The sequence below is a fragment of the Parapedobacter tibetensis genome (assembly GCF_024704835.1).
GTDB classification, from domain to species: Bacteria; Bacteroidota; Bacteroidia; order Sphingobacteriales; family Sphingobacteriaceae; genus Parapedobacter; species Parapedobacter tibetensis.
The window spans coordinates 366521-385289 of record NZ_JAMXBE010000005.1 but is presented as its reverse complement, the minus strand read 5'-3'; the positions used below and the strand labels follow the sequence as shown (position 1 = coordinate 385289).

Below are 18769 nucleotides of genomic sequence, written 5' to 3'. Positions count from 1 at the left end.
CATGGAACTGGATTACAAGCTCATACCCGTTGATTTCAATCCGTTTGCGGACGGAGAATTGGAGAAAGTCATCCCTATAAGCGAATCGCAGCAGGAAATCTGGTTGGCATGCGCCTTGGGTGCGGATGACGCAAACTGTGCATATAACGAATCGATAACTATCCGCTTCGACGGCGTATTGGATATTCCTAGCCTGGTGGCATCAATCCTTATTGTCATCGGGCGGCATGAAGCCTTGCGGGCTACCTTCAGCCACGATGGGGAGGAAATGTTCGTCTATAACGAAAAGCATCCGTCAATTACACACGTGGATCTCGCCGATTCTCCCGATCGCCAACAAGAACTGACGCAACTGGCGGAGGAGGACTCTTCCCTTCCATTCGATCTGGAAAAAGGGCCACTTATCCGGTTCCATGTGATAAAACTCCATGAAATCAAGCACGTACTCCGCATCACAGCACACCACATTATCTGCGACGGGTGGTCCTTCGGCATCCTCCTTGAAGACCTTGGCAAAATCTATTCGTCGCTTGTGGGCGCTAACGCACCTCAATTGGATGCACCGGAGTCCATGCGCTTATATGCGTTGGATGCAAAAAACTACCTCCGTACTCCTGAATACCAGGAAACAGAAGCGTATTGGCTTCGGAAATTTGAGGATGTCGTACCGGTGGTCGAATTGCCTATTGACCTGCCAAGGCCAGTTATGCGGACTTACAATGGCAACCGGATAGACCGGCCTTTGGACAACCAACTAGTCGACAAGATCAAAAAACTGGGTTTAGCTGCTGGTGCCAACTTGGTGACCACACTACTTTCTTCGTTCGAACTGTTTCTTCGCGACATCACCCATCAGGATGATCTGGTAGTGGGTTTGCCTGCCTCTGGGCAGGCCGCAACCGGACGCTTTGAACTGGTTGGCCATTGCGTCAATTTCCTACCCATTCGCGCCAGGATTGATCAAGCGAAGAGCGTATTACACTACATAAAACAGCGAAAGTCCGAATTGCTTAGCGACCTCGATTATCAACGGATTACTTTCGGTAGCTTGTTGAAAAAGCTCAATCCCCCACGGAAACCCGGCTATATACCGTTGGTCTCGGTCGTCTTCAATGTGGATATGGGAATGGATAGCCGCGTTGCTTTTGCGGAACTGAAACACGAATTGGCCTCCAATCCACGGTCGTTCGAGAATTTTGAATTGTATTTGAATGTGACCGGGTCTGCGGGATCCATGGTATTGGAATGGTCATATAATACCAACCTGTTTAAAGAACAAACCATTCAACGCTGGATACGGCGTTTCATTAACTTCCTGGCAGAACTTGCCGATCATCCCGAAGCGAGCATTTCAACCATCGGATCTACCAATTCCGTAAACCAATCTGAAAGCGGTATAGCGGACACCACCGTCGAACTGGCACTTACCAAACTTCCAGGCATTAACGAAGCGGTTGTTGCCCGGGATAGTGGACAGATGGTGACATACTTTACGATGAGGCATGATACGTTGGAGGCCGGGCAGTCTTCATGGAAAGAAAAATGGAACTTGCTGTATGACATGGCCGCCAACGCCGGTGGAACGGCCGAGAACAAGGGACAGAACCTTGACTTGGTCGTGGCCGAACAATTAGGGTCGCAAGATGAAACAGTAAAGCAACAAGCCGAAGAATGGATGCAGCAATCCATTGAGCGGATTCTTGCGGTGGCACCTCGGCATATATTGGAAGTAGGATGTGGGGCCGGGCAGCTCATTTTTGAGCTTGCTCCACACGTGACATCGTATATCGCAACCGACTATGCGGAAACGGCCATCACCGACCTGAAAAACAAGCTTTCCAGCGACGCGGATAGGCCGTTAAACCATATCACCGCTTTCGTGCGCGATGCGGATGACTTCAGCCATCTTCCGGAACAACCTACTGATCTTATACTTGTACATAGTGTAAGTCAATATTTCCCCAATTACCAGTATCTATACAACCTGATTATTCAGGCGGTAAGTCATATGGAAAAGGGCTGCGTATTTATTGGGGATGTGCAGGGTAAAAACTCGCTACCCCTGTTCCACGCAGGTGACCAGTTGCAGCGCTCCAATCCGAAGACCATGGTAGGCCAATTCAAGAAAATCGTCCAAAACCGGGTGAAGCTTGAACATGAGTTGACCATAGACCCTGGATATTTTTACCTATTGCCCACATTTATACCTGAAATAACGGCGGTGGACGTGCAGTTGCGCAAGGGAATGCTGGATAACGAAACCACCAAATACCACTATGACGTGTGGTTGCATACCACGGATGAAATAAGCGTGGTTTCCCCTACTCTTACCAACTCTTGGCAGTCTGCTGAAGCGCTAGACCATTTATTGACACATAACCACAATGAGATCATCTGCCTTACCCATATCCCCAACCCGCGTTTGCGCCGGGATGTGGCATTGCACCATTTCATGGTGGCAGCGGCAGATGACGATACCATCGGCCAATTTCAAGCAACTGCCGAAGGTGAAGGAATTCTCCCCAATACACTTTGGCGTGTTGGCGAAAAACACGGGTTCAACACCCATGTACGCTGGTCGACGGACGGTACGGACGGACTTATAGAAGCCGTATTCATTCCGCAGTCCCTCGGAAAAGCCGTTCCAGCCCCCCCTACTGGCATCGTACTAGCAGGAGTGGCATTGGATACATTCACCAATCTTCCACATGGAAGCACGCCGTTTCTGCCACAAGAAATCGTTAACGGCTGGAAATCGGCCTTGCGCGAAGATGATGCCACACTGTCCATCCCCGAAAAATGGATCGAACTCGATAAATTACCTAAAAACAAATCAGACGTAATAGACCGCAGGGCGTTGCTTAAGTATTTCCCTGCCACGTTTCCCCTACCACCAAAAACCAAGGAAACACAACATACATCGGCATGGTGGGCAGACCAGCTTTACCGAGAACGCGCACTCGAGACCTCGTTAACGACCTGGATAAATACTGCGCTGCAACAATACAGTGAACGCGTCGCATTGGAACATGAGGGCGAATCGATGACCTATGGAGAGCTATTGTCCATGTCTGGCCGATATGCCAACCAACTGTTGGCAATGGGGGTAAATACGGGTGATCGTGTTGGCATCTCGCTGTACCGAGGGTTTGACCTGGTGGCCATGGTGACCGCCATCCTCCGGATAGGTGCTACCTATGTACCCCTAGATATCACATTCCCTAAGCAGCGTATTGCGGCCATCACGGCCCAAGCCGATTTGAAATGCATCGTCGTACACCAAGCATTGATCCATCAACATGATTGTGACCAACCGATCGTGTCGTTGGAAGACTTTGCCCGAGCAGCACAAACCGCTTTGGATCAACTTTCGGACATTGCAATCCCCGATGATGCGATGGCTTACGTGCTGCACACATCAGGCTCTACGGGCAAACCCAAAGGTGTAGCCATGGGCCAACGCGCATTGACCAACCTACTACTATGGCATCGGGAACATTCCAATGCAGATATGCATACAAAGACCCTACAATTTGCACCCATTACGTTCGATGTCTCTTTTCAGGAAATCTTTTCGACCCTCACCACAGGAGGCACGTTATGCCTCATCCCCGAGGAAATGCGTTACGACATACCGGAACTGCTCAGGCATATCGACAAGGAAAGCGTCAACCGGATATTCCTACCCTTCGTGGCGCTGCATGCACTGGCAGAATACGGCTGTACGAGCGATATCTTCCCAGTCGGCCTGCGGGAAGTGATTACCGCTGGTGAGCAACTAAAAATTACCGACAAGGTGGCTAGGTTTTTTTCGCACCTGCCAAACGCCTCACTGAGCAACCACTATGGACCAACCGAAACCCATGTGGTGACGGCATTGAAATTGGATGGAAATCCTGCCAATTGGCCAGCCATACCCACAATTGGAACACCCATATACAACACCCGCATCCACCTATTGGATACAAACCAGCAACCCGTAGGTGCCGGGGAAATAGGCGAATTATGCGTAGAGGGCGTTGCCTTAGCGGATGGATACCTCGGGGCACCCCACTTGACCGCAGAACGTTTTATGGAGATCACCACCAATGGCAAGGCTACGCGCATTTACCGTACCGGGGACCTTGCCCAATACGATGGCGGGGGAAACCTTGTCTTCCTTGGAAGAGGCGATTCGCAAGTGAAAATTAGAGGGTATCGGGTCGAATTGGGTGAAATCGAATCGGAGCTGACCAAACTGGAAGGCATCGGCGAATCGGTAGTGCAGTTGATCGAAGATACCGCAGGCGTGAAGCGATTGGTAGCCTATGTCTTATTGAAAAACCATCCAACATCCGTTTCTCCCGGATCATCGCCCGCCATCTTGCCGGAGGCCATAGCGGAGACGCAACTTAAAACATGGAAACTCGCGCTTGCGCGGACATTGCCCGACTATATGGTTCCCCATACCATCGTTGCTATCAACCATTTCCCCACGACCCCTAGTGGAAAAATTGACCGGAAAGCGCTTCCTTCCCCATCGCTGCTTTCCGTGGACCAAAGCCAACAAATTGCTGATTTTGTTGCCCCTCGTAATGCCACCGAACTGTTCCTTGCCGACATATGGGAAGAAGCTTTGGGGCTTGAGGTGGTGGGTGTACATAGCGATTTCTTCGAGCTTGGTGGTTATTCGTTAATAGCTGTGAAAGTGATGCTTGCCATCGAAAAACAACGCGGTATCCGGCTGCCACTTTCCAGCCTATTCGAAAACCCCACCATTGCCAAGCTCTCCAAACTCATAAGCGGCGATGATGAGCAGGTCAAGTGGGATTCCCTAGTGCCCATACGGACTGAAGGCACTAAGCCCCCTATTTACTTGGTACACGGTGGGGGCCTCAATGTGCTGGTTTTCCAGTCGATGGCAAAGTACCTCGACGAGGACCAACCGGTATATGCCATGCAGGCTTTGGGCCTAAACGGCGAGGCCACGCTGTTTGACAATATGCAACAGATAGCCGACAAATACATCCAAGAGATTTTGGTCGGCAACCCAGATGGACCGTACTGCCTAGCGGGCTATTCCCTCGGGGGCAAAATCGTCTACGAAATGGCACGCCAGCTACTTGCCATGGGGAAACAGGTGGAGATGGTCGGTATTTTCGACACCGTGGCCAGCAATGACATCCACCATGAAAACCGGTTGAAGTGGTTTACGCAGAAACTCGTCAGGCAGTTTAGGAAAATTCCATTCTTTGTCAAGACGTTTATGGCCTACCCAGCCGAGACACTAGCCTATCAGCGGCTGATCCTGTTGGAAAAAATTAAAGATATGGTGACCGAAAAGACATACAACGAACTGGAGTCTTTCACCTACAACAAAGAGATTTTGGTGAGCTACCTCAATGCTTATGACAATTACTGGATTGAGCCATTGGATATTCAAATTGACTTGTTTAGGGTGACCAAACGGTTATACTTCTTGGACGATCCCGAATACCTTGGATGGAATAACTTCGCGAAAAAGGGTGTTAAGGTACACGATGTGCCGGGCGACCACAAGACGTTCATACTCCCACCTCATGACCAAGCATTGGCAATTGCGCTCCAACGGTGTTTAGATGAAAAGATTCAGCGAGACCATACTACCCATGATATAGCATAAAGCTATTTACTGTCGCTGATCCCCCATAACTTAACCTAAACTTAATCGAAACCCAGTTAAGGATAAAGACATTTTTTATCATAAATTTCCTTTCTTTGTATGGATTGTTGAAATAAAATATCGATGTTTACGTTCTTTTAAGGAAGTCTACTCTTTTAAAACACTTAACAATAGAATTTTTCCATTGCTCAAAGAAGACTTTTACGGGAATATGTGGAGTAGCCCTCCTTCTGTAGGCGCAATGGAATAGGTTGATCAAAACTGCTTACGTTAATCGTTAATAAAACCATAAAAAATGCTATACAAAGAGATTTTCATATACCTGGCTGTCATCGGAATGAATTTTTCGGCAAGTTGTTCAAAAATCATCCCTCCTAGCCTATCTGATGAAGAAGGGGAAATTGAAAATCCGCAAAACGGAAACACCCCTTCAACAGGTATCCCTTTTGAAAACATGCTCGGAATCAATGGTTTTGACTGGGAATATACCAGTAGTGTAAATGTCATTGATGAACAGAAATTTCAGCTTATTCAGCCCTTTACTGGCTTTCGGCAATACCTTGATTGGGAACGGATAGAGGAAAAAGAAGGATATTACCGATTTAGCTATGACAAAATCTATGAGCGGAATAAACAACATGACATTGCCACATTGGTATGTTTGCAAATTGTACCAACATGGTTTAGGTCCAAATATTATCCAGGGGAATATAATCCTGCCGATCCATACAACAGCCTGAGGGATTATACCCCCATTCCAAAAGGAGCCAACAAAAGCGATCCAGCTTCCTATACTGCTATGGCCAAACTTGGGTTCCAGGTAGCGGCTAGGTATGGAAAAAATACAGACATTCCACGCAATCTGGTAAAGGCAGTAACCTGGGGCGACCGGGAAGATATAAAAATCGGCTTAGGCACATTGGAATATATTGAATGCAGTAATGAACCCGATAAAGACTGGAGGGGTCCTAATGCACAACAAAGCCCTGAAGAATATGCTGCCCAGCTCTCCGCTTTCTATGACGGGCATATGGGAACACTGGGTGAGGGAGTAGGTGTTAAAAATGCCGACCCAGACATGAAAGTCGTCATGGCGGGCATTGCATTTCCTAATCCTGAATGGGTAGATAAAATGATTGCCTGGTGCAAGAAAAACCGGGTAAAGGATGGCGATTATTCCCTATGTTTTGATGTCATTAATTACCATGAATATTCCAGTAAACGGCAGGGGGAGTGGTGGGGCAATCCAGACCTCACTGTAAACCACGGCATGGCTCCTGAACTAACGGATGTAGGCAATGTAGCAACGGCCTTCGTAAACCTAAGTAAGGAAAAAGTAGGAAGCATGGAAGTTTGGGTAACGGAATGTGGGTTCGATGTGAACGAACGGAGCATCCAACGGGCATTAACTATTGGTAATAAGACCATATTCGACACCCAAGCGGATTGGATCCTCAGAACGGCCTTATTATATGGGCGCAAGGGGATCGATCGGGTTTTCTTTTATATGCTCAACGATGTGGACATTAATATTGAAACACAATACGCTTCTTCCGGTCTGGCAGGAAACAACAAAAGAAGGCCTGCTTTGGATTTCCTGTTACAGGCCAGAAATCTATTGGGAGCGTATTCATATTCAGAAACCGTTCATGAAGATCCCTTGGTAGATGTCTATGTAATGGATGAAAAAAAGATGTATGTACTCACTGTGCCTGATCAAACTGGGCGAGAAGAAAACTACACACTTAAGCTAAATTCAAATGTGAAGGAAGTAAACATCCATACACCCAGAAAAGGTGCAGACACGATGAGCTCCGAAAAGAAATCGGTAAACAATGGAGCGATTGAAGTGAAAGTCACCGAAACACCCCTATTTGTGGAAGTGTTATAAATGCTGGTTGCTTCAGTGATAGTAATGGCATGATCTACGAATTAGGGGCAAACCATTTCTGCCAAGTAACTTTGGTTTTGCTCATTATTTCGGCATACCCTAATCGAAAAATATTCCAAAAATGGATGTATTGGAAATATTTGTTTAATGCGCCAAGGCCGATAACTAGGCCGATGAGGGTACTTATGGCCGAGGAAAGCGTGATTGCATAGATACTGCCGGAAAGGTAAACGGCAACAAAGCTACAAAGCACACCGACAACCACCATAATGACGACTTTTATAAAATTTATTTTTGGCATACGGAACACATCGATAGTCAATGCCAAAAACCGCTCCGCTGGATATAATAACGTGATAAGCATATAAATACGAAGGATCTGTGGGGCCTCTGTATCAACATATTTCTCTCCTGCAAGGAGAAGGATGGCATAATCCGCGAAAACAATGACTACTAAACATAGTGGAACCAATAATAGGGAAAATACGCCGATATATTTTTGCATCATCTTTATTACACCGGATTGATCCCCCCTATTGTATGTTTCGGACATGCCGGGCATTGCAGCGAAAGCGACACTCCTCAGTGGTAGTTCCACGATCTGAATCAACTTGGATCCCGCGTAATAGATGGCGAGAGGAGCCACTCCTAAAAAGAATTTTACAATCAACGTGCTAGAAAGCGTCATCAAGGTCGATGTTATACTCGTGCCTACACTATACTTTCCAAAATTGAACAACTCCCTGATCGTAGCAAGGGTGCTAGATCCTAGTTTACCCAGGAGTGACCAATCGCAAACTATTGCCACGATACTGGATAGTAAATTTGCCGCCATGTAACAATAGATTACCTTAGTGACATCCAGGTTATCAATTAGGGTTAATGTTATAATGAAGATCAATAAAGAACCTTGGTTCGTCAGATTGAGGATTAATAATTTACCAAAAAGCTGCTTTGCCTGCAAAACACAATTGGCCATAAAAAAGGGTAATGACAAGGTAAAGATAATCCCAAAATACTTCAGAAATAAGCGGATGCTTGAATCCTGTACCCGATCTATAAAAAAATAAGCGACCCCATTACATAACAAGAATAAAACGGTGATGCAACAGGCGATCACCCACGCCGAGCCGGCAGTTTCATCCTTTTTTACATCGGAGGCGCCAGCGTAAAAATTAATGAATGCAGTTGATAAGAAGCCAGATCGGAATGTATCAAAAAACAACAGTACCGTTAGAAAAAAACCATATTCTCCCATATCATGGAGTGACAAACTCCTCAACAACAGCATCATGGTCAAGAGACCAATCAACGCATTGGAGCCATTGCTGAGCAATGACAGCATGTATTTATTCCTAAAGAGTCCAGCGACTTTCCCGATTAAGCTTATCATCTATAATTAGCGCCCTTCCCTAAATTTAGTTGTCTGATCTGCCGGAAAAATCCAAGAAGCGTTTTGCTCTTTTGGTAAAGGCGCGAAAAACACCTCCGTCCAACTGAAGCTTCCTGTCTGATGTCCAAACCAGTGATTTATTGCCTTCTACTCGCTTTAATTTCCCAAACGCCTTGCTCAATTTCAGGGCAAGGTAACCGTCTTCATTGGCCCCTACTGGATGCTCATAACCATCAACCATAAGCCCATCTTGCCTCCTATACCCTGAACTTATGCCATATACATACATGGCTTCCTCCTTGTTTCTATTGATAATCTGTTTATATATATCACCAAAAGACTCGTAGAGAAAATGGAAGAAACGAGCTTTGTTTTCTTCGGAATAAAAAGCAAAGCACCCATACGTACAAGCCACATTGGGGTCTGAAAGCGGTGCACTCATCTGGTCAATCCAATACGGCGAATACAGGGTGTCAGCATCTGCATTCAATACCACTTTACCCCTTGCATAGAATAGGCCGGTATTTCTGGCATGCTTCACGCCTTGGTTTTTCTCTACCAATAACGTTACGCCAGTGTCTTCTACAAATTCCTGTGTCCTATCATTGGAATTATTATCCACAACGATAAATTCCACTTTTTGATTGGTAATGGATTGAGATAAGGTGGATATGGTTCTCAATATGCCTTGTTCTTCATTATATGCCGGAATAACAACGCTAATATCAGGTGAAGAGGAATACAATTTGGAAATACCGGCTTTGATCAAATCTTTCTGATCCAGGTATTGCTGATTAGATTGCGCCAAATGCGTTCTAACATAGCCGGGTGTTATCAATGGTCTTAAAAACATATTATTCCTTAACAGTTTATTAATGAAAATTAGCCCAAATTTGATTTTCCTCTTGGAATATCACGGCTCACATGCTCCGACTGATGGTGACATGGGTCTTTCGTTTCCATAGAAATCACTCGCTATCCCAGCGACTGCAATACCGGATTCAAACAAAGGGCTTGTGACAAGCGGTTTAAAATAAATTGTATCAGCTATACCGGCGTCGGTTATAGTTGGGTATGGGTTAATACCCGTAGTGTTATTCGCCGGTAAATTATTTGATTGGATTGGAGTACCTACGAAACCAGCCAAATTCGTCACGTAATTATAACCAACCCACTCATTGCCCGCAGGCGAGGCATTTACACCGACATTATTATAAATTTCAGGGATGCCTCCTTGCAACATATACACGTCGACTACAACAGCTGGGAAGCCAGGGCCATCTAATCCCATATTAACTGCTGTATTAAATGCAATAATCGGATTAACATATGTGGATCTATTATTTGCTGAATCTATCAAACTAAGCTGTGTCTGCACCTCACTTAGAGAATACCACCTGCTATTGTAAACAATATTGTTATATATCATCGCGCTCATGGGTGTTGTTCCATGAGAGAACCCCCAAAATACAGCTAGATTACCGTAAATATTCTTACCTATATTGTTATATATTCTGCCGTTTCCTTGTATATGTATTATGCGGCAATGTGTGGCGTTAGTGGGATATAGGTTTTCGAATACGTTATTGTGGATGTTAATGTCCTCTGCATTATATAATTTTACTTGATTAGAATAATCATCATGATTTTTAAAGACACAATTTGATATTTCGATATTTTTAGCGTGTCCGGTATATACATTGGCATCGAAATTCACATTGCCATCGAACGTAATGCCCCAAGTGTTATCAAATAAGCAGTCGTCAAATTTAACATTCATTGCTGAGGTACCATCTGTACCATCATAGGAAATTCCCCGACCATCCCAATACACACAATAGTTTTGTATGTCACTGAAGTTAATAGCAGATACAGTTACGTTTTTAAGCGTTTCGCCTGTGAACACCAAGCCTCTATAGCCACCGTATATATTGATATCAGATAGATTAAGGCCATTTACGTTTCCCACATAGATAGTACCTTCCGCTACGTTGGTCGCGGGCATTCCAAAAACCGTCACACGCCCCAGATTCAGCTCGATATTCTGTATAGTTATTGTGTCATACGTTCCTGGCAATATTCGTATGGTATCATCGGCCAACACCCCTCCTCCTATTAAATCTCCGTCGATTACAAGATGGCCGCTACCTATTCCAACATCAAACACTCTACCATTTGCAGGTGTTGTCACAAACCTGTCGTTGAATAAATTTATTAGCCCACTTGAATTAAAAGTAACCCTGTCATATCCATCACAAGTGACTTCTGTAATAGTGCCTCCACTAACAATCAACGTCAAATCATCCCACCTAAAATTTGTGATATCTGGAATCGTTAGTTGAATATTAAGCATATTGCCAATTAGGTTGGTTTGTATAACAGCGTTATCCTTTAATGCCAAATATTCAATTAACTCGCGTAGGGAGCATATCCATAGTTTGCCTGTTGTATCCGAGGAAACAATGTACTCGATAAAATCTCCCCACCCGGAAGGTGATGAATCATGCGTACCAGCTCGAAATAATTTATGAACGGATGTTGTAGAATCAGACAAAAGAGCGTCGATTTTTGCTTTAAAAGCAACAAGCGTACTTGCATCCCATAAATCACTAAAATCACGTATTAAATATTTGAATCCAGGAGGCCAAGTGGAGATATCCGTTAAAGGCATCCAACCTTCCTCTGGAAGACATGGGAATGTGTCAGCCGGTTCCTTGTTAGTGCCCGTATTTGCAATATGGCCCGTGGCATTTCCAGCTATACTATAGCCGGTTGCGCTTGCGGGGTTTATAATCGTATTTACAATATAGTCGGTTCTCAGTGCTATCAAATCAACTAAGGACGATAAATCCCATTCCAAGTCTCCACCATTGTTATAGGGACCCGTATCGGTTCCGTACATCGCATGGTTCGCAATATCCCACCCCGAATTTACGAAATCGCTCATTTGTGCATATGTCACATAGGTTCCTGGTGCGTCGCCGATCTCGTTATCCGTCCAATTACCCTTCCCCATGACCGCTAAGGTTCCCCTCCAATTAACCTGCGCACCAGTACCATCATCAAAGATTAACGTATCAAATAGAGTGCGCCCATCTATTGCAGTGAGCACATTGCCATCCCAATCCATTTGAAATACGCCTTGTTTATTATATTTCAAGTCAGCTATACTCGCTGTTGACATCGAAGGTGCTGTGTCAAATGCTACGGAAACATTGAAAGTCTTTGTGTTCATAATGTGATTAATTTTATGTTAGTTAAGCCAGTCGGATACAAAATTATCCAGCAAGAATGCTATCGATCATAAAAACCAAATTAATCTATATCGTTTCGTATAAATTCAATAACTTCAGTGCTGCATTCCGCCAAGTAAATTCTGTAGCTCTTTTCAATCCCTTCGCAACCAATTCTTTTTTGACGTCAGGGTTATCCAAAATGTGTTGCATCGCCTCTGCCAAAGCCAAAGTATCCGAAGGATTTACTAGTACCGCTGCATCGCCTGCAACCTCAGGCATTGCAGAAGTGTTGGACGTAATAACAGGAACACCACAGGCCATTGCTTCCAAAATAGGCAGTCCGAAACTCTCCCTCAACGATGGATAGACAAACAATGTTGACGCATTATATATTAATGGCATATTGTCGGGATGAATGTAGCCGGGAAAAATAAAGTTACTGAAGAGGTCTGCAGCACCCAATGTCAGTAATTGATCCACTACAAGTTTTTCGCTGTAGTCCAGGACAACAATAGGAAGCGGCGACGCTACCATATACACATATCTGACATATGCTTCTATCACATTTTTGGTGTTTTTCTTGGGCGCCGTATTACCCAAGAACAACAGAAAATGAGCAGGTAACCCCTTTGACTTCCGGAAAGCCTCCACCTGATCATGCGCATAACGATTATTAAACCGATTGTGAACTGCGTTGTGGATTACTTTGACTTTTTCTTCAGGGATATCAAGCCGATCTACCATGACCGATCTTTCAAATTCCGAAACGGTGATGATTGCTGCTGCTTTCCGAGCAATGGCCGGAACAACCAGCCGTCGGTAAACATTGCCAAAATTCTGGTATAATGTACCGGCCATATCCAACTTTTCGAGGTATATGATATCGTGCAGTGTCAATACCAAAGGAACAGGAGGAAACAGTGTGGACGTATTGCATGTGGAGTGCAGTATATCCAGCTGCGCACTTTTTGCTGAAAGGGGCAGACTTATCTGTTCCCAAATCGGATAGGGCCGTGCATCAAGCGCCCGGATTTTTACGTTTGCTGATTCCTCTATGCACCAATCGGCATCATTCTTCACGAAAAGGGTGTATTCGTTGTATCGGTCCATTACTTGAAGTTCGCGGACTAGCTCCAACGCTACCACTTCCATGCCGTGTTTCTTGGGCCGGAAAAGCCGTTGAACCTCGATTCCAATCCTTTTTGGTCTTTTTCTCTTCATAGATAAGTTAATCCTTTTTATCATGATAATGCTCTGTGGCCACAGACAACTGGTTCGCCCTACGCGCCCTGACCAGCGCAAGCATCTGATAGAAAATAAATTTCGGCGCTGACAGCAGCGACAGGTATACCCCGCGGTCTACGTTGAAATAGTACAGTGCATAGGCAAAAATACCAAAGAAAACGCATCCCGATGCAACCCACAGTACTGCCAGCCAAGGTATAATGAATATATTGATGGCCATGCAGAATATAGCTGTTCCGGTGAGAATGAACAGTGGCGGTCTAAGTAGCATGAAACTAAACAGCAATCGGTTAACACTAGGCTTATAGATAGCAGAAATAAACATTTTTAGCCCTAAATAGGCATATTTAAACCATGTATTAATCCACCTCGACCGCTGTTTGACCAGCTGCCCTGTCCGCGAAGTCTTCTCATCATATACGATGGCCTGTTCGGCAAAAGCGATGCTATGATTCCTTGACAGGACCTCATATTGAAGCACTTTGTCAAACCCGGCCCCCTTGAGCTCGCTATGCGCTAGGCATTGCCGATAGAGGGCAGTAGTAAAGGCCATCCCTGAACCCGATAAGGCCGCGGATGAACCGGCTTCGAACAATAATTTCCTATCTATAAATCGATAGTATGTATCCCCCGCCTCATCCAGACAGGCATATTGCGTATCCAAGTTCTTTGCCTTTCGCACACCCTGCACGGCTTGATAGCCCATGTCAAAGAACGCGTTCAATTCCGTTAGGTATGCACGGTCTACCAAGTTATCGCTATCAATGATGGTAAGCCGTTCATGTGATCTCCGGAAATGTTCAATGGCATAAAAATGAGATTTGACATTACTTGCAAGCACTTGTGGAGGCCTTAATACGATTACCTTCTCGCTATTGAATGCGAGACCCGCCACATCGCAATCATCAGCAACGATGTAAACAAGGTAATTTTTGTAATCCAATTCCAAAATGGAATCCACTACGGACGACAGTTGTTCGGTTTGCTGATAGGCCGTTACAATAATCGCATAATCGGCTGATGAAGAAATGGCGTGCCCCGCTTTACTTTTCCTTCTGAATAATCTTAGAACTGAGAGAAAAAGAGGCATTAACAGCTGTATCATGATGCACAGCTGAAAAATTAAACCTATAACAGTCAAAACCTTCATATACTAAATATGATTTGCTATCGCTTTTTTAATGGCATTGACACTGTGTTCCCAAGTATGGGTGGCCGCAAATGCCTTTCGCATGTTTTCTTTCTGGCCTGAATTGTCCGTAAGCGCCATTTCAATCTGGCTTACATAGTCTTCCTTACTTGTGCACAAATACATATGTGCGCTGAAAATTTCCATTGCCCTGGTTTTGGTGGCCACAACAGGTTTTCCCATTGCCAAATATTCATCAATCTTTCTGGGATAGTTTCCTATGGTCACTTCATTTACCAACTGTGGGTTTATGCATACATCAAAAGCCTGTATATAGGCACTCAACTGCTCAGGGGGCTTCTTCCCGGTAAAAATGACGTTAGGCAAATCATGCAATCGACTTTTCTCAAACAGCTCACTTTCTGGACCAACCAATACCAGTACCCATTCAGGCCGGCTTCGCGCGATGTATTCCAGCACCCCTAAATCCAGCCGCAATTCATGCAATGCCCCCACATAGCCGATAAGCGCACGACCAGCGGGCAGCATACCTGCAACGGAGGTAATCCGGTCGGGGTTGAATAGCTCCAAGTCGCAGCCCTGCCCTACGTAATAGGCATTGGGGTTATAGCGGCCGCAGTAATCTGATAAGTATTCCGAATTTGCTACGCATAAATCGCTATCGGCAATCAACAACGGCTCCAATACCTCCCCATGCTTTTTCCAATAATCCACTGCGAGCATATAATCTCGAGAATAATAAACGCTCAATTTTGGAGACAACATTTCACTTAAATAAAAGGCCTTGAAAATTTCATTGTCGTTAAATAAGATGAAATCGTTAAACCCCAGTGTAGCCACACATGCTTTAATGGCCCGTGCAAACTTCGTATTGTTGCGCCTGTTGAAAAAATTAAATAACCACGCGTGGTTTAGCCAATTGATGGATTCAACCATGCAATTGGGATAAAGGGTCCACAGATTCTCCTGGATTTTTACAAGTCCCGTTTTTCTACCGTTGATCACCGCCAGCCTTTCGCCCACCCCAGGGTCGTTTCTTTTGCGATAACGTGTACTCCGGTCAAGTGGAGAATTTACATACAAAACCCGGTTTGTCTTGGATAATTCCAAGGCAATGTTTTTGCAATTGCTGCCGATATCGGTATCCCAAGCCTGTTGGCCCACCATGACGATATCAAATCCACTCAGCTCAGCCTTATCTCCATTCATTAGACACGTTCCCATAGCTTGGTTCCTTCATTGTATTTCTTGATTACTTTTGCAGGATTACCAACGGCAACGGAGAACGCAGGAACATCACGGGTAACAATGCTACCTGCACCTATAATGGCATGTTTACCTATTGTCACCCCCGCCGTCACCACACTATTTGCGCCAACCCATACCTCATCCTCAATGGAGATCATTTGTCGCTCAACCGCTTGCTTGCTTGGTGGCACGTCCACGCGTTCGTATTCGTGGTTCAAGCCGGATAACACCACATGCTGGGCCAACATGACATCGTTGCCAATTGATACAGGTCCGATGATTACATTGCCGATGCCAACAATCGTCCGTGCGCCTATAGACACATCGCCCACCCCATTATTGATGGTTGCAAAATCCTCGATAACGGAATGAGTTCCCAAGCTGAACGCATTGTAGGGAAAAACATCCGTTCGGGTTCGCCTCCGGATAAGCGCGCCTTTCCCTTTTTTGTGCACAAAAGGGTTGATGAACCATTTTACCCATATCCTGGGACGCTGTTGGTTGGCGGGAATCATCATCCATAAAAACAACCTTTTCAACCCGGGATTGCGCTTGATATATTCCGTGAATACCATATCCATCAACGTTGAAAACCAGTGTCGGTGCTATCCGCCTTAGCCATTTTCCGAGCGGCTGCAATAAACCCCCAAAGGAAACAGACCACTCCGGGCACTAAAAAAATCTCAAATGGCATACCTACTCCTATTTATTAAAAACGCTTTATTTTCTGAAACCATTTCATAGCCAAAGCATCCAATCCCTTTTCGCTAAAATGCACCGCATCATACCGGTAGTAAGCCAAATTCAATGCGTCTACATTTGGACCCTGCAATATATTATTTGCACTGTCCAATACACCCATTTGCGCTTGGATGATGGATTGGGATATACCTTTCGGGTTTTCATTATTGAAAGGGAAGTAACTCGTCAAGGCGATAAAGAAAGGTGCGTCAATACCTCTATCCCTGAATATATTGACAACTTTACCCAGCTCGCTTTCATACCTTTCGGTAGTGGTGTTATCCACATTGTCTGTTTCTCCCTGACACCAGAAAATATGTGTCAGGTTTATCCCGTCCGCTACCAAATCATCAAGTACTCCGTTGAGTTTATCACCACATTTACCTTCTGACCAACAGCTTACCGATGTCTGACCAATACCGCAGGGCACAATAATGGCCCTATCGTACAATCCGCTGTCTATGGCAATATCAGCTACCCTGGTCCATACACTTGAGCCTTTCCCATCCGAGCCAAGCAAAGGTTCCTCCGCTTTATAGAGTTTACCTTTGTAATAGTTGTACACCTCGTTTCTGGGCTTGTAATCACCTAAGCCATAGTTGGCCGCATTGGATTGGCCAAGAGCCAAAAAGACCATCAGCCGCTCTGCGTGCATAATGCTGTCTGCGGTTTGGAGCGATTGCCGGAAATGAAAATGATCCCTCAGGAACTGGCCATCGACCAAGTGACTTCTATACCGGTGTGCAAGTGAGCCAAGCACAAAAGTCACTATTAGTAAAGCAATTTGCATTAACCACAGGTTCTTCATGGCTGCACACTTTCTTTATCAGTTATATGTGGGATCAAGAACCCCCAAGATAATGCCGTGAAAAATATGAGCGATGAGGGCATGGCATTCATCACTTCATTGCCGTAACTACATACAAACAGGCCCATGGCCATGCTCAACAGGGACACAAGCTTTACTTTGAGTGCGGTTTCTTTTATATTGAAGATCATTCCACCTGCTTTCCCAAACAGGTACATCATCATGCAAAACCAAAAGACAAATCCCGTAATCCCATACATCGCCCATATTTTGACCCAATAGCTGTCCGGTTCTATTGTGGACAAAAACTTGTCGGCGTTGTATTCATGGCCCCAGAAACCGATAACCCCTAATCCTTCTCCAAAAGGTTTATCTGCTAAGTAAGCACGGAGTATCTTTTGGTTTTCCAAACGAACATTTAGGGAAGCCTCGTTGGGATCCAACGCTGACCTGATTCTCATGATTTCATAATTCCCATTGCCAACGGTTGTATACTTTAGCATTCCAAAACACAGTGCACCCGCCAAGATACCGCTGACCAAGATTTTGTAGTTTTTGCTCAGCAATACCGCAAAAAAGCCACCGATAAAAAGTGCAAACAGCGCTCCACGAGTTCCCGAAATCAACATGCCATACAAAAACAATCCACAAAGCATAAAGAACACCAGCTTCTTGAAGAAATTGAAGGGGCCAAGCGCCAATACAACCGCTGCCACAGCCAACACGGCCTGTGCAGCACCGAATTGGCCGGCATCGCTGAAAAATGAAAACACGCGTAACCTCCCCCAAATCATGTGCGTGGGGGATGTTTCGGCAAAAAGTTGTTCGCCGGGGAATAAACCGAAGTGTTTCTGTTTTATCCCATTAAGTACAGCCAAGAAACCAAAGAATAATACCAGTATGACAAACGTGCGCAACTCCTTTTTGGATTCAAACAACAACAACGACAATACAATAATAATCAATGGATTCAACGCCACACTCCTAAACTCCTGCAACCATCCCATAAAGCTCGGACCTGAAGGATTGAATAACTGAAGCAAACTAAGTATAAACCAGCATACGTATAACCAGAAAAGGCTACAGTTAAGCCTATTCCAATTAAATCGCTGATATTGAACCAATACGATGCTCAATGTGAAAATGCCCAAAAACTCGATGCCGATCCCGAACGGAATACTGGAGAACTCACGCCCAAACAATCCAAACATGAAGCAGTATCCTGTAAGCGTGTAAAGCCCTATAATGGGCTTATGGTACACAACAATGGCATACATAACAAAAATACAGGATAGGATGACGAGAATGGGTAGCGCACCATTGAAGGCGACGAGAAAAGCAATGGCTATTCCTAACAATCCGGTAAGGGAAAGCCAAATAACCGAATCTCTCTTTATGTTCCTGATGCTTTCCACC

Annotated in this window: 11 protein-coding genes; 2 read left to right on the top strand and 9 right to left on the bottom strand. The window is 45.0% G+C overall.

The annotated features are described in order from the left end of the window. The first annotated feature begins 1 nt into the window (after nt 1). Together NF543_RS11300 and NF543_RS11295 are read left to right on the top strand one after the other, a co-directional pair. Nucleotides 2–5641 carry a non-ribosomal peptide synthetase gene (locus NF543_RS11300; RefSeq protein WP_257668236.1) on the top strand — a complete coding sequence of 1880 codons (5640 nt, stop codon included), beginning with the start codon at nt 2–4 and terminating at the stop codon, nt 5639–5641. Nucleotides 5642–5936: 295 nt separating this feature from the next. Beyond that, complete coding sequence (locus NF543_RS11295) at nt 5937–7532, top strand: hypothetical protein (protein WP_257668235.1); 1596 nt, start codon at nt 5937–5939, stop codon at nt 7530–7532. 34 nt (nt 7533–7566) lie between these two features. Here the strand turns inward: NF543_RS11295 and NF543_RS11290 are convergent, their stop codons facing one another. From NF543_RS11290 to NF543_RS11250, 9 genes are all read right to left on the bottom strand, one after another. Continuing rightward, the gene (locus tag NF543_RS11290) at nt 7567–8925 is read right to left on the bottom strand and encodes a lipopolysaccharide biosynthesis protein (protein ID WP_257668234.1); all 1359 of its coding nucleotides are present in this window, start codon (nt 8923–8925) and stop codon (nt 7567–7569) included. A 25-nt stretch (nt 8926–8950) separates the two neighbouring features. After that, nucleotides 8951–9778, bottom strand: a complete 828-nt coding sequence (locus NF543_RS11285) for a glycosyltransferase family 2 protein (protein ID WP_257668233.1) — start codon at nt 9776–9778, stop codon at nt 8951–8953. Nucleotides 9779–9838: 60 nt separating this feature from the next. Next, nucleotides 9839–12160: a hypothetical protein gene (locus NF543_RS11280; RefSeq protein ID WP_257668232.1), complete on the bottom strand. Its 2322-nt coding sequence runs from the start codon at nt 12158–12160 to the stop codon at nt 9839–9841. 85 nt (nt 12161–12245) lie between these two features. Continuing rightward, a complete protein-coding gene (locus NF543_RS11275; RefSeq protein ID WP_257668231.1) occupies nt 12246–13382 on the bottom strand; it encodes a glycosyltransferase family 4 protein in 1137 nt (378 codons plus the stop codon). 7 nt (nt 13383–13389) lie between these two features. Beyond that, nucleotides 13390–14511 carry a glycosyltransferase gene (locus NF543_RS11270; protein WP_257668230.1) on the bottom strand — a complete coding sequence of 374 codons (1122 nt, stop codon included), beginning with the start codon at nt 14509–14511 and terminating at the stop codon, nt 13390–13392. 48 nt (nt 14512–14559) lie between these two features. After that, complete coding sequence (locus tag NF543_RS11265; protein WP_257668229.1) at nt 14560–15780, bottom strand: glycosyltransferase; 1221 nt, start codon at nt 15778–15780, stop codon at nt 14560–14562. After that, nucleotides 15765–16379, bottom strand: coding sequence for an acyltransferase (locus NF543_RS11260; RefSeq protein WP_257957473.1), 615 nt, complete (start codon nt 16377–16379; stop codon nt 15765–15767). The genes NF543_RS11265 and NF543_RS11260 overlap by 16 nt, the downstream gene beginning before the upstream one ends. A gap of 134 nt (nt 16380–16513) precedes the next feature. Further along, nucleotides 16514–17353, bottom strand: a complete 840-nt coding sequence (locus NF543_RS11255; RefSeq protein WP_257668227.1) for a sialate O-acetylesterase — start codon at nt 17351–17353, stop codon at nt 16514–16516. Continuing rightward, nucleotides 17350–18768 carry an O-antigen ligase family protein gene (locus tag NF543_RS11250; RefSeq protein WP_257668226.1) on the bottom strand — a complete coding sequence of 473 codons (1419 nt, stop codon included), beginning with the start codon at nt 18766–18768 and terminating at the stop codon, nt 17350–17352. Before NF543_RS11250 ends, NF543_RS11255 begins: the two co-directional genes overlap by 4 nt. Nucleotide 18769 lies beyond the last annotated feature (1 nt).